Genomic DNA, 18,839 nt, shown 5'->3' with positions numbered 1-18,839 from the left:
TAATGTATCTTTTAATAAGTAATTGGTATCCAGGACTCACTATTATGTCTTGGAATCATTGTCGAACGTCACGGCTTTGATTAAGCTTACCGTTCACTTAACCGCCATTGTGTGCGTTATTTTCCCATATCCAGACCTCGATGTAATTAAAGAACATGACCAGATATGGCTTAAGAGCCCGTGTAATTACCTTAACTCTAGCTCCAACCCTGATTATTGGGTTGCTATTGAGTGCATTTTTCTCATTTAACCGCTATCAAGACCTTGAAGGTCAAGTGGTTAACACTGGTACTAGCATCATTGAGCCACTTGCGATTACGAGTGAATCAGGCATGAAGCTCGAAAGTCGAGAGTCTGTTCGTCAGCTTATTAGCTATGCGCATCGAAAGAATTCTAAGCTAGTGCGCAGTATCGCGGTGTTTGATGAGCGTCATGAGTTGTTTGTAACCTCAAACTTCCACCCCGATTTTGAAAGCCTGACCTACCCCAAAGATAAACCGATCCCGCATTTAAGCTCATCGAACCTTCTCGATAATACGCTGATTCTGCGGACACCTATCATCGCCGAAGGCCAGTACATCAATTCAGCCAACGGTCAGTCTCAAGCTAATCAAGCGATCGGCTACATTGCGATTGAATTAGATCTTTCATCACTTCGATTGCAGCAATATCAAGAAGTGTTCTCTGCATTCTTAGTGTTGATTCTCGGGCTTGGTTTATCGGGCGTGTTTGCGTTCCGCTTAATGCACGATGTCACTCAACCGATCACACACATGAAAAACATGGTCGACCGAATTCGTCGAGGTCACCTAGATGTGCGTATCGAAGGTAAGATGCATGGTGAGCTAGACTCGCTGAAAAACGGTATCAATGCGATGGCGGTATCGCTATCAGAGTATCACGTCGAGATGCAGCACAGTATCGACCAGGCCACATCAGATTTGCGTGAAACTCTTGAACAGCTAGAGATTCAAAACGTTGAGTTAGACATCGCGAAGAAACGCGCTCAAGAAGCGGCTCGTGTTAAGTCTGAGTTCTTAGCGAATATGTCTCACGAATTGAGAACGCCGCTGAACGGTGTGATTGGCTTTACTCGTCAAATGCTCAAGACTCACCTATCGAACAGTCAAACCGATTACCTGCAAACCATTGAACGCTCGGCAAACAACCTGCTTAGCATCATCAACGATATCTTGGACTTCTCGAAACTTGAAGCCGGTAAATTAGCCCTAGAGAACATCCCATTTGAATTCCAAGCCAGCCTTGAAGAGGTAGTAAACCTTCAAGCAACCAACGCTCATGAGAAAGGCCTAGAACTGACACTGAAGATCGACCCTAAAGTACCGCCAGGTGTGGTGGGCGATCCACTGCGTATTCAGCAGATCCTAACCAACCTAGTGGGTAACTCAATCAAGTTTACCGAGCGCGGCAATATTGATATCAGCGTTGAGCTGCGTTCACAAAGCGAAGACAACATCGAGCTGCAGTTCATGGTTCGCGATACGGGTATTGGTATCTCGGAGCGTCAACAAGCTCAGCTGTTCCAAGCCTTCAGCCAAGCCGATGCAAGTATCTCTCGTCGCTATGGTGGTACAGGCTTAGGTCTGGTTATCACCCAAAAACTGGTCAGCCAAATGGGCGGAGAGATCAGCCTAACCAGTCGTCTTCACCAAGGCTCTACCTTCTGGTTCACCTTGAGACTATCAACGACTGATATGCCGATGACAGAGCTGATTGAGACGCAGTGTCTGCAAGACAAACAACTGCTGCTTATCGAGCCAAACATGCAAGCGGCATCGATTACTCAGCAAATCCTAACCCAAGAAGGCTTAGTGGTAACGTATCGTTCGGTGATGCCAGATGAGACGACCTCGTATGACTACGTTCTGCTTAACCTAGCCGCCAACCAAGAGTATCAATTTGATACTGTGAGTGGTTGGGCGATCGGTGCGAAGAAGATTGCTCAAAACGTGATTATTGGTACACCAAGTACCGAGCTAGCGTTGGGTGAGCAACTAATGAAAGAGGTCGATGTTCAGTGCATCACCAAGCCTCTTTCTCGTAAGAAGTTGCTGCAAACTCTGGTATCGAATCAGGCACCTACCTTGATTGCACCAGCGATTGAAACGCATTCTGAAGAGAAGTTACCGCTTACTGTGATGGCAGTAGACGACAACCCAGCCAACCTTAAGTTGATTACCGCGCTGCTTAAAGAGCGTGTAGAAACCGTCATCAGTTGTACCAGTGGTCAGCAGGCGATAGACAAAGCGACAGAGACGCCATTTGATATCATCTTCATGGATATTCAAATGCCACAGATGGACGGTGTAACCGCTTGTCAGAACATCAAAAAACTGGCGAACAATGCGAATACACCTGTAATTGCCGTGACCGCACATGCAATGATTGGCGAGCGTGATCGACTGCTTGAAGCGGGCATGGATGACTACCTAACCAAACCTATTGAAGAGCATGTTTTACAGCAGGTTCTGATTCATTGGAGCTCGACCTCTGAGGTTGAGCTCATCGAAAAAATAGATCCAGACCACCCAGCGGTCTCTGCTGAAGTCGACAACGGTCCGGTGTCAGAAACTGAAGCCAGCGTGCACACAAACATCATCATTGATTGGCAAGCTGCGATGAAACAAGCCGCCAATAAAGAAGACCTCGCACGCGATATGCTGCAAATGCTCGTCGACTTTATTCCAGAGGTGTATGAGGCAGCAGACAAAGCGATAGAAGACAGTGACTATCCAGTTGAAGAGCTGATACACATCATTCACAAGATGCATGGCAGCAGCTCGTACAGCGGCGTACCAAGGCTAAAATCGGTATGTGCGACAATAGAGAAAGAGCTGCGTTCAGGTACTTCTGTTGAAGACATTGAACCTGAGCTTTTCGAGCTTCAGGATGAATTAGATAAGGTTCAAGCAACCGCGACTCACTACTTGAAACAGGCGAAGGCCTAGCGGGTACTTGTTACTCACTAGTATTCTTTAGAGGGTTTACCCGCCAATAAAAAAGCAGAGCTCATGAGCTCTGCTTTTTTCTGTCTAGAGCCAAGAGCACTAGATATAAAGTCGCGATAATCTGTTTACGATTCGAGTAACACCGTTGCCACAGCGTAGTGACGCTCATCCGAGATAGTCAGATGAATCGATGTTGTGCCATTCGCCTCTGCGATTTCACGCGCTTTCTTGTGTAAGCTCAATACTGGCTTACCATGCTCATCGTTTGAAATCTCAAAGTCGTGGAAGGTAACACCCAGCGCAATCCCCGTACCTAACGCCTTAGATGCAGCTTCTTTAGCAGCAAAACGTTTTGCAAGGTAACGGCCTTTTTGCTTCAACTGTTGGAATACTTCAAACTCAGAATCCGTCAAAATACGCTGAGCAAAAGCGTCGCCACTTCGCGACAGCGCCTTCTCGACACGTTCGATTTCTGCGATATCTGTACCTAATCCAACAACTGCCATGTTTCCTCTACTACTTAACTTCTGTCTAATGATTAACTGTACATCGCTTAGTGCCGACGACTTGCCGAACTAAGCGTTGTTACGTGCTGTTTCCATGATTGCTTTCATGTCTGCAACGGCTTTGTTTAAGCCATCAAACACTGCACGTCCCATGATCGAGTGACCGATGTTCAGCTCGTAGATCTCTGGAAGTGCCGCAATCGGTGCTACGTTGTGGTAAGTCAGACCATGACCCGCATTGACTGTGATACCTAAGTCATCTGCATAGCTTGCGCCTGCTGCGATCTTCTTAAGCTCGTCTTGTTGATCTTCTTCTGTCTTAGCATCAGCATAGTGACCCGTGTGCAGTTCAATGAACGGTGCGCCACACGCTTTTGCAGCATCGATTTGCTCACGGTCAGCATCGATAAACAGAGATACCTTGATACCTGCTGCAGACAGTTTTTGTGTCGCCGCTTTGATCTTCTCTAGTTGACCAACTACGTCCAAGCCACCTTCAGTGGTTAGCTCTTCACGTTTTTCAGGAACCAGACAAACAAACTCAGGATTAGTATCGAGTGCAATTTGAACCATCTCGTCCGTTACGGCCATCTCCAAGTTCATGCGAGTTTGAAGTGTTTCAGCCAGAATACGCACATCGCGATCAACGATGTGACGACGGTCTTCACGCAGGTGAATAGTAATGCCATCTGCACCAGCACGTTCAGCGATTTCAGCTGCGTGTACTGGATCTGGGTATTTAGTACCACGTGCATTACGTAGTGTTGCAATATGGTCGATATTAACGCCTAAAAGGATTGAGCTCATTTTCCAATACTCCGTGCTCTGGAGAGGGCTATTGTTGGCATAAATAGCTCTCTACTTTTTAATGGTTTGCCGCCAAGATACGGCTTTAAGGCTATGCGTGTAAAGCGTTTTGCCGCTTTTAACTGCTCTTTAGTGATAAACCTACGTTCGCTGATTGCAATAAGTTCATCGCCCATAAAAGTCAGGTTATCTCGACGTACTGAAGCGATGAAACCTTTCTGCTCTCGATAGCGATAAGTCATGCTCGGATCAATCGCTTCGCCAGTGCCCGCGCAGTGTAAAAAGTCGACGCCGTAACCCATAGCAGATAATAGAGCCAGCTCAAAGCGACGCAGTGCTGGCTCAGGATTATCATTATGCGCCAGCTCTGTTAAAGCATGAAGATAGTCGTGAAAAAGTGCAGGCATCGGTACTTCCGCCATCAATACCCGACCGATAAGCTCGTTCACGTACATGCCTGAATACAGATTAATACCGGCGAGAGGGAGCCCCAAGCTGATGGGTTCAGCTTGGCGTAAGGTTTTCATCGAACCATTACCAGACCACTTAAGCAATAGCGGCGTAAAAGGTTGTAATGCACCTTTCAAATTGGAACGCTTGCTGCGAGCGCCTTTAGACATCAACGTCACCCGACCGAACTCTTCGCTGAAGACGTCCAAGATCAGGCTCGACTCACTGTATGGTCGACGGTGCAACACAAAGCATCGCTGTAACCCTTCGCTCAATCACTTACCCTTATTACAGATACAAAAAGAGAGAGTTCGCACTCTCTCTTGGATTTATCTTCAGTTCAACTTTCTTAATCTCAGAAAGTGACGTTCAATATATTATAGATCGTCGATGTAGCCTAACGAGCGAAGTGCACGCTCATCATCAGCCCAGCCAGATTTAACCTTGACCCAAGTCTCTAGGTAAACCTTACGGCCGAATAGCTCTTCCATATCGATACGCGCTTCACGACCAATCGTTTTGATCTTCTCGCCCGCTTTACCAATCACCATTTTCTTCTGGCCTGTACGCTCAACAAGAATCAGTGCATTGATGTGGAAGCCATCGTTATCTGGGTTGTAATCGAAACGTTCGATTTCAACCGTTACCGAGTAAGGTAGCTCGTCACCCGTAAAGCGCATCAGCTTTTCACGGATAATTTCAGAGGCCATAAAACGTTGCGAGCGATCAGTCACGTATTCTTCAGGGAAGTGGTGTGTCGCTTTAGGTAAATGTTCACGTACGTGCTTACGCAGTACATCAATATTTTTACCTTGCTTCGCTGAGATTGGCACTACATCAATGAAGTCCATCTTCTTAGAGACTTCCATCATGTGCTGCATCACGTTAGTACGGTCTTGAACGTTATCTACTTTGTTGATGCAAAGTACAACTGGGAAGTCAGTCTTCTTCAGTTTGTTCAGAACCATCTCATCGTCGTCAGTCCAGTGAGTACCATCGACAAGGAAGAATACTAGGTTTACATCACTCAATGAGCTGTTCGCCGCACGGTTCATCAAGCGGTTGATGGCACGCTTTTCTTCAATATGAAGTCCAGGAGTATCAACAAAGATCGCTTGGTAATCACCCTCAGTTTCAACGCCCATAATACGGTGACGTGTCGTCTGTGGTTTACGTGATGTAATAGAAATCTTCTGACCCAGAATATGGTTCAGAAGCGTCGACTTACCTACATTTGGGCGACCGACAATAGCGATGAAGCCACAGTGTTGGTTTTCCGGTAGGCCTGTTTTTTTGCTATCAGATGAAAAGAATGCATCGATATCGAAATCTTGGTTGTTATCAGACATTGCTTAGTTGCTCTAATGCTGTTTCAGCAGCCGCTTGTTCTGCCTTGCGGCGGCTAGTACCTTTACCGATAACAGGTTTATCCACACCTGCCACTTCACACTCAACCGTAAACTCTTGGTTGTGTGCTTCACCTTTAATATTAGTCACTGTGTAGACAGGTAGAGGATTTCTTCGACCTTGCAAAAACTCTTGTAGGCGAGTTTTCGGATCTTTTTGAGATACTCCAGGCTGAATAGCATCTAGGCGAGATTGGTACCAGCTTAAAATAATGCCGCGAACCGTCTCGGTATCACTATCTAAATAGACAGCGCCGATGACCGCTTCAACCGCATCCGCTAGAATAGAATCACGACGGAAACCGCCACTCTTCAACTCACCTGGACCTAATTTTAAGTAATCTCCTAGTTCGAATTCACGACCTAGTTCTGCCAATGTATGACCACGTACTAATGTTGCGCGCATGCGGCTCATATCACCTTCGTTTACCTTAGGAAAACGGTGGTAAAGATCATCAGCGATAACAAAACTTAAAATTGAATCGCCCAGAAACTCAAGACGTTCGTTATGTTTACCTGCGGCGCTGCGGTGAGTCAGCGCCAAGTGGATAAGATCGGCATCATTAAACTGATAGCCAATCTTTCTCTCTAGTTTATCAATTGGAGAATTCATGCTCTCTCGATGTGTTATGTGATCGATTAATGAATCCCACCGATGCGATTAAAACGCACACCAGTAGGAATCCATGTTGGAAGTACACTGTCTGAACCGCGTTCGAATTCGAAGCTGATCCAAATAGCAACGGCCTTACCAACAAGGTTTGCTTCAGGGACAAAGCCCCAGTAACGGCTATCGGCACTGTTGTCACGGTTATCACCCATCACAAAGTACTGGCCTTCTGGAACGACCCATTCGTTAACACCATTGCGAGGCTGATATGCTTGCACACGATCGCGGCGCAATGGGTTAACTAAAATCTGGTGTTCTACGTCTCCAAGCTGTTCGTTCAGCTGAATCAGAGGCACACCATCTTGAATAAATTGGCTCTCTTCAACATTACTTAGTTTCACTGGTTCACAGCTACTTGTACCCTTCGCCTGAATGCAGATCTCTTTACGACTACTGTAGCGAATGGTGTCACCTGGCATACCAACAACACGCTTGATGTAGTCGATGTTAGGCTGAGGTGGGTACTTAAATACGATTGAATCACCACGCTCTGGCTTGCCCGTTTCTACCAGTTGAGTGCGCCATACTGGGTCTTTTAGACCGTACGCGTACTTCTCTACCAAGATGAAGTCACCAACCAAAAGCGTTGGCATCATCGAGCCAGAAGGGATTTGAAACGGTTCATAAATAAATGAACGCAGAACCAAAACAAATGCAATTACCGGGAAAATGGACACACTGTTCTCAACCCACCAAGGTTGAGCCGTAACTTTTGCGCTAGTTTCAGCGTCTAGGCCATTCGATTGTGCTTCAACGTCAGCAAGCTTTTGCTGGCGCTTCTTCGCCCACACAAACTTTTCCAACGCCCATACAATGCCGGTCACTAGAGTTACGATCACTAAGATAAGCGAAAATGTATTAGCCATTGATATCCCTTAAATTTCATTTCTTTAAAAATAACGAAAGTGAAAGAGTAGCGAGCTACTCTTTCACTTTAAATTATTCGTTTAATGCTGGATAAAGTTAGTCTTTTCCAACATGAAGGATTGCAAGGAAAGCTTCTTGAGGCAGTTCAACGTTACCGATCTGCTTCATACGCTTCTTACCTTCTTTTTGTTTCTTAAGAAGTTTCTTCTTACGACTGATATCACCACCATAACATTTTGCGATTACGTTCTTACGCAGTTGTTTCACTGTAGAACGAGCAATGATGTGGTTACCAATCGCTGCTTGAATCGCGATATCGAACATCTGACGAGGGATGAATTCTTTCATCTTCTCTACCAGTAGACGACCACGAGACTGAGCAATATCTTTGTGCGTAATGATCGCTAGCGCATCAACCGTTTCGCCATTCAATAATACGTCTACACGTACCATGTTTGATGGCTCGTAACGTTGGAAGTTGTAATCCAATGATGCATAGCCGCGAGACGTTGACTTCAGACGGTCGAAGAAGTCTAGAACTACTTCTGCCATAGGAAGATCGTACGTCACAGCAACTTGGTTACCGTGGTAGACCATGTCTACTTGTACGCCACGCTTCTCAACACACAGTGTGATTACGTTACCTAGGTAATCCGAAGGTACCAGAATATTACAGCGTGCAATTGGCTCACGAATTTCTTCTAGGTCATTAACCGCTGGCAGTTTAGCCGGGCTATCAACGTAAAGAACCGTTTTATCTGTTTTTACAACTTCATACACTACTGTTGGAGCAGTTGTGATTAGGTCTAGGTCGTATTCACGCTCTAGACGCTCTTGGATGATCTCCATGTGAAGCATTCCTAAGAAGCCACAACGGAAACCAAAACCAAGTGCTGCTGAACTTTCTGGTTCAAAGAACAGTGATGCATCGTTCAGGCTTAATTTGCCTAACGCGTCACGGAAGTTTTCGTAGTCATCAGATGATACAGGGAATAGACCAGCGTATACCTGAGGCTTCACTTTTTGGAAACCAGGTAGACGTTCAGTGCTGCCGCCTTTTGCAAGCGTCAACGTATCACCAACCGGTGCACCTAGGATGTCTTTAATACCACAAACAACCCAACCTACTTCGCCAGTATTTAGCTCTGTAGTATCGATTTGCTTAGGCGTGAAGATACCTAGACGGTCAACACCCCATACTTGGTCTGTCGACATTACTTTGATCTTATCGTTCTTCTTCAGCTTACCGTTTTTGATACGAACCAAAGAAACTACGCCAAGGTAGTTATCGAACCAAGAGTCAATGATCAACGCTTGTAGAGGCGCTTCAGGATCACCTTCCGGTGGCGGGATTGCCGTCACGATGTTTTCTAGAACATCATCAACACCCAAACCTGTTTTCGCAGAACAGCGAGTCGCTTCCATCGCATCGATGCCAACGATCTCTTCGATTTCTTCAGCAACACGTTCTGGTTCAGCAGCTGGTAGGTCAATCTTGTTCAAGATTGGCACTACTTCCAGTTCCATTTCGATTGCTGTGTAACAGTTTGCTAGAGTTTGTGCTTCAACACCTTGGCCAGCATCCACTACAAGTAGTGCGCCTTCACAAGCCGCTAGAGAACGAGATACTTCGTAAGAGAAGTCTACGTGTCCAGGAGTGTCGATAAAGTTAAGTTGGTAAGTTTCACCATCTTTAGCTTTGTAATCTAAAGTCACACTCTGCGCTTTAATTGTAATACCACGCTCGCGTTCTATATCCATAGAATCGAGGACTTGAGCTGCCATCTCACGTTCACTTAATCCTCCACAAACTTGGATTAAGCGGTCAGAAAGGGTCGACTTACCGTGGTCGATGTGGGCGATAATCGAAAAATTACGAATGTGCTTCATAGGCTTGGTGTGACTAAACTCTTTGAATAGGGATAATAAGAAAGCCGCGACGCGTCCAATCTACAGTCAGCATTGGTGGCGGCATTTCAATCAAGTTGGCAGATTCTACCCAATTTAAGGGCAAGAAGCATCATAAATTAGACGAGAGACTCACCTAGGATTCGAATCAAGACGACTTCTTGCTTGGATTTGTCTTCCATGGGTTTGGCTAACCGCTTCGCTAAGGCAATCCCACCAGCAGTAAACAGTGCTGCACTTAAGATAACAATGCCCTCGCCCCCCTGGAGTAAGGGTTGTAACAAGAGTTGCCCAAAACCAGCACCAATCATCAACATGAAAAGTGGGATGAGATAAACAATCGCCGCCGACTGAAGTAGGCTTTTTTCTGGAAAGCCAATTTCTACGATTTGTCCAGCTTTGACTAAGCTTTTGGTTTTAAGCTGCCAAAACAAAGATTTATTGCCAACAGCCTTGGTCACAATACCCGTACCGCAGTTTTTTTGAGAAGAACAGCTGCTACAACTGGTTTGTTGTTCGCAGCTCAATTGAACAAAGTATTGCTTACCTTTTTGTTCAACCGAGCTAACGGTCGCCAGCGCGGTCATCATTGCGCTTGTACCGATTTATTAAATGTAACTGACTGAGCAATACGTTTTGCAGTTGCCGGCGGAATGTCACCAACCACAGAGATCTCTTTATCGCCAATCACTAAGCTGTGCAAGGTTCTACGCCCTTGACGCACCAGCTGCCCTTTCAATGAATGCTCATCTTTTTCCGCGATATAAACCGAAAAGTTAAACAGTCCATCACTGAAAAGCTGACTTTCAACCATTTTATCGGTCGCAGCCATTTGATAGCGGCTAAGCTCTTTTGATTTAAACCCTTCAGGAATCCACGACGCTTGCCAGTTAGTTTCACTCACTAAGCCTTCCGGTAATGATAAAACTTTCGGCAATTGAGCTTGGCTCAAGCCACCCATAGCCTCAGCAATCTTATCGTTCACCACGTAAGAGATAGTGCGGTACTGTTCAAGCACTTCGCCATCACGATCCAAAAGGTCAGCACGCAAAGGAAGATTCGTTTTTTCGTCTACCCAAACCACGTAAGAGTAGCGAAGGCCATCTTTCGGCACGACACGCAGCACTTGAGTGGTGCTACCTGCTTCACGAGAGCGACCAACTTTCACAAAGTCGTAGTACTGATTCAGAGATTCGATATCTCGATTAATCATCGGAATAACAGGCGCAACCATGCTGCCTGACTGAATCGTAAATGGCTCTGTACCCGGCTCGATGTAGCTAACTTCGTTGCCACGTCGAATGACTTCACGAACAGGGCCGCTTAGATAAACAAGGTGTGCAAGTTGTTGGTCGTCGTTAACCGCATGGCGATAAACAAGAGGCTCAATACTGCTCTTCTTTATCAAAATGTAGGAGAGTTCGTAATTTAGATGCTGACTGGCCTCGTTCATTTGATGCAACAAGGCCTTTGCAGTGGTTTCCTCTGCAAAGGCTGTTGGAGACATCAAGCTGAACAGTGTCAGTGCACTGACCAGGATTTTCTTCATTCAATGTCCGATTCTAGATGTGCATCTTGCATTGGCGATGCATCACTGTTTAATCTTAGCTGCAGCTCATAATCTTCTAACAATGCATGAACGCGTTTGCGCTGCTCTTGCAAGTTAGCTTCAGATGCTGGTTTCTCAACAGAGTCACGCGTTAAACTTACTGGTTCCGCAGAACCGGCAAATGGAATCGTCTGGAGTACAGGCAACTGCTCTGGTGCTGCAGGGTCGCTACCACCATATTGTTGAACACCTAATACAACGGCTAATGAAACACACGCTGCCACGGCAACTTGTCCAAACTGTTGTAACCACGCCGGAAGCTGACGCTTCGCTTGCTGAGGTTTAGGTTGCTCTTCAATTGGAGCAACAGTAGGTTCAACATTCACTTGGTGCAGGTTCGACATTGAACCATATGCAGGCTCGTTCTCAAGCGCTGCCGCTACACTATTAGCAATGTTCCACTCTGGAGTTTCTGGCGAATCCCCACGCATAACATCACCAATTAAATGGTAACTCTGCCAAGTATCCATGCTTTCTTGATCAGATTCTAGATCTACAATGAGAGCTTTATCGATCGTTTCACCATCCATGAGTGCCGAAAGCTTTTCTTTATCAGCCATTATTTTCACCATAATTATTACAAGTTCTAGCGTTGCAAAAGAGGTTTGATTTTCTTTTCCACCGCTTCACGAGCTCGGAAAATACGCGAACGTACGGTTCCTACAGGGCAATCCATTACTTCTGCAATCTCTTCGTAGCTCAAACCTTCGAGCTCTCGCAACGTCATTGCAGTTTTTAAGTCTTCTGGTAGCGCTTCAATCGCTCCAAAAACAACTTGTTTCAATTCTTTAGACAGCGTTAAGTTCTCAGGGTTCGATATTTCTTTTAACGCGCTGCCTGTTTCGTAATATTCTGCATCTTCTGCATCTACATCGGTTGCTGGCGGCCTACGGCTTTGGGCAACGATATGATTTTTAGCGGTGTTCACGGCAATTCGGTATAACCATGTATAGAAGGCACTCTCGCCACGAAAGTTAGGTATCGCGCGGTAAGCTTTAATAAAAGCTTCTTGTGCTACATCAGGTACATCACCGGAATTATTCACGTATCGAGAGATAAGATTACAAACTTTGTTTTGATACTTAACCACTAGTAAGTTAAATGCCTGCTTATCTCCACTCTGAACTCGCTCAATCAACACTTGATCGGTTAGCTGCTCGTTCATTCGAGCGGGTACTCCTATTGTTATAACCCTCACCTTCACAGATATGGGTACTAATTATGCGAAATGTAGTATTGACACCACCGTCTACAAGAGCACTATTGTGACTAAGCCAAATACCGAAAGTTCCAACTTTCTTAAAATTATTTGCCATTATTGTTTCACAATGTGATGTAATAAAAATAGCTATCCCTATCAATTTGGGGAAACTTGAGCAAAAGCAATGGTATTGAGCAATTAAATATTTCTAGATAGCTGTCTATATATTGATTTTGCATAGCGTTTAAGGATGACTCTGGAGAGATTATAACAGTCTTAGCCAAACTCCTAAAACAAGACAAAGTCAATTGAGAGTGGACAACTCGACTATAGCCCGGGATTTAATAAGTTTTATGAACGCAAACCGTGAACATCAGTGTGATGTATTAGTGGTAGGAAGTGGTGCGGCAGGCTTGTCATTAGCCTTACGCGTAGCAGAACATGCAAAAGTAATTGTATTAAGCAAAGGACCACGCAGCGAAGGATCGACGTATTACGCACAAGGTGGTATCGCCGCGGTGTTCGATGAGTCGGACAGTATTGAGTCTCATGTAGAGGATACTCAAATCGCTGGGGCTGGGTTATGCGAAGAAGATACAGTTCAATTCATTGCTGAAAATGCGAAAGAGTGTGTGCAATGGCTGATTGATGGTGGTGTTCCATTTGATAAAGATGAGAACAGCACAGAAGGCCAACCAAAATATCACCTCACTCGTGAGGGTGGCCACAGTCACCGCAGAATTCTGCACGCTGCCGATGCAACTGGCATGGCGATGCAAACCTCACTACAAGATAACGTCAACAACCACCCAAATATCGAGATCTTCGAGCGCCACAATGCGCTGGATTTGATCACGGAAGATAAGATTGGTGGTTCAAAAGACAAGGTGATCGGTGCCTACATTTGGAACCGTAACCAAGAACATGTTGAAACCGTGCGTGCTAAGTTTGTTGTATTAGCAACAGGCGGCGCTTCAAAGGTTTACCAATACACCTCTAACCCAGATGTTTCTTCAGGTGATGGTATTGCTATCGCTTGGCGTGCGGGTTGTCGTGTGGCAAACCTTGAGTTCAACCAGTTCCACCCAACTTGTTTATTCCACCCAGAAGCGCGTAACTTCCTACTAACGGAAGCACTGCGTGGTGAAGGTGCTTACTTGCGTCGTCCAGATGGTTCTCGCTTTATGAAGGACTTCGATGAGCGCGGTGAACTGGCGCCACGTGATGTGGTTGCTCGTGCAATTGACTTCGAAATGAAGCGCTTAGGTGCCGACTGTATGTATGTTGATATCAGCCACAAACCTGAAGAATTCATCACAGCGCACTTCCCGATGATCCATACTCGCTTGATGGACTTGGGCATCGACATGACCAAAGAGCCGATCCCTATCGTACCAGCCGCTCACTACACGTGTGGTGGTGTCATGGTGAATAAGCAGGGTCAAACCGACCTAACGAACTTGTATGCGATTGGCGAAGTGAGCTACACCGGCTTACACGGTGCAAACCGAATGGCTTCTAACTCACTGCTTGAGTGTGTGGTTTACGCATGGGCAGCAGCAAAAGATATCGTTGAGAACATCGACCAATCTCAACTGTGCGCTGAACTGCCAGCATGGGATGAAAGCCAGGTCACCAACAGTGATGAAGAAGTTATCATTCAACACAACTGGCACGAACTGCGCCTATTCATGTGGGATTACATGGGCATTGTTCGAACGGATAAACGACTAGAGCGAGCATTGCGTCGCATTCAGATGCTGCAACAAGAAACTCATGAGTACTACAGCTACTTCAAGGTTTCGAATAACCTATTAGAACTGCGTAACTTGCTACAAGTGGCAGAGCTAATGGTTCGTTGTGCAATGCAACGTAAAGAGAGCCGCGGCCTCCACTACACGTTGGATTACCCTGAACTTGCAGAAGACAGTGGCCCAACGATTCTGACGCCAGAGAAACGCCAATCATAATAATTGGTTAAACGTGCTTAGCGAATTAGCCGTCAGCGGAAAATGATTAAACGAAAGGGAGCCGAGTGCTCCCTTTTCTTTTGTCTAACGCTTTCTTTTATCTAATACTTTCTTTCATCGAATAGTTTGGCTTCTCTAGCGCGCTCGTTGTAAGTTCGCCAGAAAATGGCGATATTCTCGCTCGCAACAGCTGTCCCGCCAAAGCAGTACCGAGTGCCCACATTCAAACTGCAATTTAACGAAGAACTGCGCCCAGATCTTATCAACGGACTTGAGTCGGTAAGTTCGGTCATTGAGTCGAATATCACCATCCTCTCTGTAATCAAAACGCCCATAGACACTATTTAGAATCACATGATTGTTTCTGAACAAGCGGATCATTAAAGCTAAGCAATAAAGGCTGGCGGCAAGTGGAATAGAAGACAGGACGATGAAAAACAAAAGGCACCCAAAAATAGTGCCTTTTGCAAATAATGCGGAATATGAAGGGTTAAGCTGGAGCTTAACGAACCTTGCTGAGGTTGTGTGCGACAATTTTATCAACCATTGATGCATGGCCTAGGTTTTCACTGCGTCCGTGTCCCATCACCCAAGTAAACAAATCTGGGTCATCACACTCTAATAGAGAAACAAACTCGCGCTGTTCCTGCTCTTGCAATGAATCAAAACACTCTTCGAAAAATGGCATGATGACTACATCAAGTTCTAACATGCCGCGACGGCAACCCCATTTAATTCGTGCTTTCTGCTCTGCAGTGTACATTGGCTATCCTCACCTATAATTTTTCTTTCTCGGAGTGTAACAAGTCATACGCCCTGTAACTACTATGTGAGTCACAGTCCCTATCTAAGCTCACAAAAAAACCTAGGCTGACAAAGAAACAGAACCGGATTAACATAGAGCCAAATAAAATTCTTAGGAAAGATAAAATGGATTGGAAAAACACATTTCAGCCACTCGCTCATACGCAAAATGAATCGCTTCCAGAACTGATGATGACACACGTGTCAGACTGGAGCGCAATCACCATGATAGGCGATGACAAAAAGTCGTACCTACAGGGTCAAGTAACGTGCGATGTCGTCACTCTTCCTAATGATGAATCCACGTTAGGCGCGCACTGTGATGCAAAAGGAAAGGTATGGAGCATCTTCCGCCTGTTCCATCACAATGGCGGTTACGCACTCATGCAGCCTAAATCTGCGATTGAAGTAGAGCTGGTCGAAATCAAAAAATACGCCGTGTTCTCTAAGGTTGATATCGAGCAAACGACAGATGTTGTTATCGGTGTGATGGGCGCGTCTGCGGATCAATATATTGATTCAATTTCAGAAGGCCAAGGTAACGTGCGTGCTATCTCTGGTGGCACAGCGGTTAAAGTCTCAGACAATCGCTGGGCTCTACTTGTGACAGAAGAAGCCGCTGAAGCCTTGGTATCAAACAGCGCTGCGGAGAAAGTATCAGAAACACTTTGGCAATATCATGAAATTCTTGATGCTCAGCCTAACCTATCGAAAGCAGAGCAAAACGAGCACATCCCTCAAGCGCTTAACCTGCAAGCGATTGGCGGTATCAGCTTTTCAAAAGGCTGTTACACAGGTCAAGAAACGGTTGCTCGTGCTAAGTACCGTGGCATGAACAAGCGTGAGATGCGCATTGTGTCGGGCACAACTGCGGACGTGCTGTCGTTAGAAAACCCTATTGAACTGGAACGTAGTGTGGGTGAGAACTGGCGTGGCGCAGGCCGACTATTAAACGTCTATCAATTTGCTGATAACCGAGCGATTGGTTTGATGGTACTGCCAAACAACCTTGATGACGATGTTCAGCTGCGACTGACCGCGCAGCCTGATCAAACATGGAATATCCTGCCACTGCCGTACAGCCTTGACGACGAGTAACCACGTGGAAACGCAGATTACACAATGGCTGGATCAACAGCAGGTGAATTATCGCCTGCTGATGCAAAGCAAGCCAACCACCAGCATTGAAGAAACTGCACAAGAGCGAGGCATCGACGCCTCTCAAATGGTGAAGTGCATCCTGCTCAAGGATATGGGCAACCAGTATGCGTTAGCCTGTACTGCTGGCGATCGCTCTGTCGACCCCAAGAAAGTACGCTCGGTACTGAATTGCCGTCGAATGACCTGCGTGTCGCTCGCTGATGTTGAAGCGATCACCGGTTTTAAAGTGGGTTGTGTTGGTCCGCTCGCTCTCAAGAGACACATGCCGATCATTTTTGATCCTTCCATTCAAAACAACTCGACCGTAACCATTAGCTCCGGCGACCGAATGGCTGGCGTTGCGCTGGATCTCAATGATCTTATGGCGCTATGTGCACCGACCGTCGCGGACATCAGTCGATGATCGTTTAGATCATGCTTCGCAAACTTCATTTTAATATTTCATTGAGTACATTTTTAGTGTGAACCTCGTCATAAGAAGAACACACCATTAATAAATAGTTACTCAAAATAAAAGCATAAGTAGTCACAAAGTTAAATTTGCGTTATTGTAAATTTACTGACTAGCTATTAAGCAAATCAGTGCAAGTGAATCCACTGAGTAACATCAGTATCCACTTTTGTGTAATGCATCTGTGACTATTCGCCCGTTTTAGACGGGCTTTTTTTTGTCCGAAATTTACAATTTGATTACACAAACAAAAAAATCCCGCCTATTCTTATACTTGTAACATTATCACTGCTTAATACTGAACAGAAAAGTTCACGGCAGTTCACTACTCAGTATTATTTTGGGGAGGAGCTCACGTAAAAATAGATATTTACTGAAGAAAGTGCTTAGAACAGCACAAATATCTAATTAACGTCAACGCTACTGCATATAACTCCATGCTTATCACAATTATTATCTCGGAGTTTTTCTATAATATGCAGGCTAGGTAAATATAAGGATAATTAAGAATGAGACTGTTTAAGCGCTATACACCGAGTATGATTGCTAAACATGTAAGTCGACTTTTCAAAGGACGAATCTACATTTACGGCGTAGGAAAATTTGAGTTTGATAACGGTAAGCTAGTGCTACCAGACCGAGCAGAAAAACGTCACTTTCAAACAGTGAAAGAAATAAATAGTGAAATCATGAAACTGCGCTGCGCGTACGCATGACCTGATTATCTACAGAATTAAAAACAAAAAGGGTTGGCATTATGCCAACCCTTTTTTCGTACCTATTTTCGTATCAATGATGATTCGATAAACCACCAGAACACTATGTCATTATCGATGAGTCACTGGACGCTTAGCTAAGTCAGGAAGATTGCCAGACAAACCCAGTGCGCGCTTCATGATCTCATCTTTCGCACCCGGTAATTGGCCCGCTAGCTTCATACCAATACCACGAATCAGCTTCTTAGCTGGGTTATCGCCTTCAAACAGATCTTTGAAGCCCTGCATTGAAGCAATCATTTTCGCCGCCTCTGCTTTTCTCCAGCGCTCGTAGCCGCGAAGATTACGCTTGGTGCCAATATCCTCACCCGCAGACCATAGCTTTAACAGCTCTTGCGCTAAACTTGCTGCGTCTAATAAGCCAAGGTTCACACCCTGCCCTGCTAATGGGTGAATGGTATGAGCAGCATCACCAACCAAAGCCACACGCTCTACCGCAAAGTCACGCGCATAACGCATGCGCAGTGGGAAGGCAAAACGGTCACCAACCACTTCGCACAATCCAAGCTTCGAGTCGAACTCTGCCGTTAGCTGCTTATTAAAATCAACATCCGACATGGATACCAGCTTCTCGGCACGATTTGGTTCCGTAGACCAAACAATCGAGCTCATGTTGCTTGGTTGCATTGGTAGGAATGCCAATGGGCCTTGAGGCGTGAAGATTTGACGAGCAACGCTGTGGTGCGGCTCTGTGGTTTTGATGTTCGCGACAATCGCACTGTGTCCGTAATCCCAATGTGTTAATGGGATATCTTGCTGCTTACGAACCCAAGAGTTTGCGCCGTCTGCTCCAACAACTAACTTAGCTGTCAGTGCTTGACCATTGTCCAATGTTAACCAAGCTTCACTTTCACCAATCGCCATCGTTTTACACGTTGCGGGCATATACAGGCTGACGTTGTCTTGTTTCTTAACCTGATCAAGCAGCGCTAATTGAATCACACGGTTTTCAACGATATGACCAAGATTAGGCTGAGCCAAGCGTGTCGAGTCAAACTCAATACGAGCGAAACTGTCTTGTTCCCACACTTCCATCGCTTGATACGGTGCAGCGCGTCTTTGTTCGATACCTTGCCATGCACCTAGGTTACGAAGAATCACTTCACTAGAACGACTCAACGCGGATACACGCACATCAGGCAGCTCACTCAGCCCTTCACTAGGCGCTCTGCCTTCAATGACAGCGATTCTTAGGTCACTGTCTTTTAGGGCAGCAGCAAGCGCTAGGCCAACCATGCCACCACCAACAATCGCGATATCAACACTTTGCATCATTATTTATTA

At 45.6% G+C, this 18,839-nt stretch carries 19 protein-coding genes; 5 read left to right on the top strand and 14 right to left on the bottom strand.

Annotated elements, in window-relative coordinates; genetic code table 11:
- Positions 1-155 precede the first annotated feature (155 nt).
- Complete coding sequence (gene barA / locus F0229_RS05500; protein ID WP_171732420.1) at positions 156-2,969, top strand: two-component sensor histidine kinase BarA; 2,814 nt, start codon at positions 156-158, stop codon at positions 2,967-2,969.
- Positions 2,970-3,094: 125 nt separating this feature from the next.
- Here the strand turns inward: barA and acpS are convergent, their stop codons facing one another.
- From acpS to rpoE, 11 genes are all read right to left on the bottom strand, one after another.
- Positions 3,095-3,475: a holo-ACP synthase gene (acpS, locus tag F0229_RS05495; RefSeq protein ID WP_017059039.1), complete on the bottom strand. Its 381-nt coding sequence runs from the start codon at positions 3,473-3,475 to the stop codon at positions 3,095-3,097.
- Positions 3,476-3,544: 69 nt separating this feature from the next.
- Entirely contained in the window at positions 3,545-4,282 is a 738-nt protein-coding gene (pdxJ, locus tag F0229_RS05490; protein WP_017059040.1) for a pyridoxine 5'-phosphate synthase, read from the bottom strand.
- A complete protein-coding gene (gene recO, locus F0229_RS05485; RefSeq protein WP_019826299.1) occupies positions 4,279-5,007 on the bottom strand; it encodes a DNA repair protein RecO in 729 nt (242 codons plus the stop codon). The genes pdxJ and recO overlap by 4 nt, the downstream gene beginning before the upstream one ends.
- A gap of 102 nt (positions 5,008-5,109) precedes the next feature.
- Entirely contained in the window at positions 5,110-6,081 is a 972-nt protein-coding gene (gene era / locus F0229_RS05480) for a GTPase Era (RefSeq protein WP_017059042.1), read from the bottom strand.
- Entirely contained in the window at positions 6,074-6,751 is a 678-nt protein-coding gene (rnc, locus tag F0229_RS05475; protein WP_017066012.1) for a ribonuclease III, read from the bottom strand. Before rnc ends, era begins: the two co-directional genes overlap by 8 nt.
- A gap of 26 nt (positions 6,752-6,777) precedes the next feature.
- Positions 6,778-7,674 carry a signal peptidase I gene (gene lepB / locus F0229_RS05470; protein ID WP_017068697.1) on the bottom strand — a complete coding sequence of 299 codons (897 nt, stop codon included), beginning with the start codon at positions 7,672-7,674 and terminating at the stop codon, positions 6,778-6,780.
- A gap of 97 nt (positions 7,675-7,771) precedes the next feature.
- Positions 7,772-9,565: a translation elongation factor 4 gene (gene lepA / locus F0229_RS05465; RefSeq protein WP_017059045.1), complete on the bottom strand. Its 1,794-nt coding sequence runs from the start codon at positions 9,563-9,565 to the stop codon at positions 7,772-7,774.
- 137 nt (positions 9,566-9,702) lie between these two features.
- On the bottom strand, positions 9,703-10,173 hold the full coding sequence (locus tag F0229_RS05460) for a SoxR reducing system RseC family protein (protein WP_017059046.1): 471 nt from the start codon (positions 10,171-10,173) through the stop codon (positions 9,703-9,705).
- On the bottom strand, positions 10,170-11,132 hold the full coding sequence (gene rseB / locus F0229_RS05455) for a sigma-E factor regulatory protein RseB (RefSeq protein WP_017059047.1): 963 nt from the start codon (positions 11,130-11,132) through the stop codon (positions 10,170-10,172). Before rseB ends, F0229_RS05460 begins: the two co-directional genes overlap by 4 nt.
- Positions 11,129-11,752, bottom strand: a complete 624-nt coding sequence (locus F0229_RS05450) for a sigma-E factor negative regulatory protein (protein WP_171732419.1) — start codon at positions 11,750-11,752, stop codon at positions 11,129-11,131. The genes rseB and F0229_RS05450 overlap by 4 nt, the downstream gene beginning before the upstream one ends.
- A 26-nt stretch (positions 11,753-11,778) precedes the next feature.
- A complete protein-coding gene (rpoE, locus tag F0229_RS05445; protein WP_008223963.1) occupies positions 11,779-12,357 on the bottom strand; it encodes an RNA polymerase sigma factor RpoE in 579 nt (192 codons plus the stop codon).
- A 389-nt stretch (positions 12,358-12,746) separates the two neighbouring features.
- On the opposite strand from rpoE, the gene nadB reads away from it, so the two are divergent.
- Positions 12,747-14,363, top strand: a complete 1,617-nt coding sequence (gene nadB / locus F0229_RS05440) for an L-aspartate oxidase (protein WP_017059049.1) — start codon at positions 12,747-12,749, stop codon at positions 14,361-14,363.
- A 135-nt stretch (positions 14,364-14,498) separates the two neighbouring features.
- Here the strand turns inward: nadB and F0229_RS22035 are convergent, their stop codons facing one another.
- Positions 14,499-14,918: a protein YgfX gene (locus F0229_RS22035; RefSeq protein WP_324295273.1), complete on the bottom strand. Its 420-nt coding sequence runs from the start codon at positions 14,916-14,918 to the stop codon at positions 14,499-14,501.
- The gene (locus F0229_RS05430) at positions 14,866-15,126 is read right to left on the bottom strand and encodes a succinate dehydrogenase assembly factor 2 (protein ID WP_004735374.1); all 261 of its coding nucleotides are present in this window, start codon (positions 15,124-15,126) and stop codon (positions 14,866-14,868) included. The genes F0229_RS22035 and F0229_RS05430 overlap by 53 nt, the downstream gene beginning before the upstream one ends.
- Positions 15,127-15,293: 167 nt before the next feature.
- Between F0229_RS05430 and ygfZ the strand changes: the two genes are divergently transcribed.
- From ygfZ to F0229_RS05415, 3 genes are all read left to right on the top strand, one after another.
- Positions 15,294-16,265, top strand: a complete 972-nt coding sequence (ygfZ, locus tag F0229_RS05425) for a tRNA-modifying protein YgfZ (protein ID WP_017059051.1) — start codon at positions 15,294-15,296, stop codon at positions 16,263-16,265.
- Between the two features lie 4 nt (positions 16,266-16,269).
- Positions 16,270-16,731, top strand: coding sequence for an aminoacyl-tRNA deacylase (locus F0229_RS05420; protein ID WP_029235114.1), 462 nt, complete (start codon positions 16,270-16,272; stop codon positions 16,729-16,731).
- 557 nt (positions 16,732-17,288) lie between these two features.
- The gene (locus F0229_RS05415) at positions 17,289-17,495 is read left to right on the top strand and encodes a DUF1107 domain-containing protein (protein ID WP_009847660.1); all 207 of its coding nucleotides are present in this window, start codon (positions 17,289-17,291) and stop codon (positions 17,493-17,495) included.
- Positions 17,496-17,606: 111 nt separating this feature from the next.
- Here the strand turns inward: F0229_RS05415 and F0229_RS05410 are convergent, their stop codons facing one another.
- Entirely contained in the window at positions 17,607-18,830 is a 1,224-nt protein-coding gene (locus F0229_RS05410) for an FAD-dependent 2-octaprenylphenol hydroxylase (protein ID WP_102321427.1), read from the bottom strand.
- Positions 18,831-18,839 lie beyond the last annotated feature (9 nt).

Origin of the sequence: Vibrio sp. AIC-3, from assembly GCF_013114515.1 — a bacterium.
GTDB classification, from domain to species: domain Bacteria; phylum Pseudomonadota; class Gammaproteobacteria; order Enterobacterales; family Vibrionaceae; genus Vibrio; species Vibrio crassostreae_C.
Note: the sequence above shows the minus strand (reverse complement) of the source record. Positions and strands in the feature narration are given on the sequence as shown.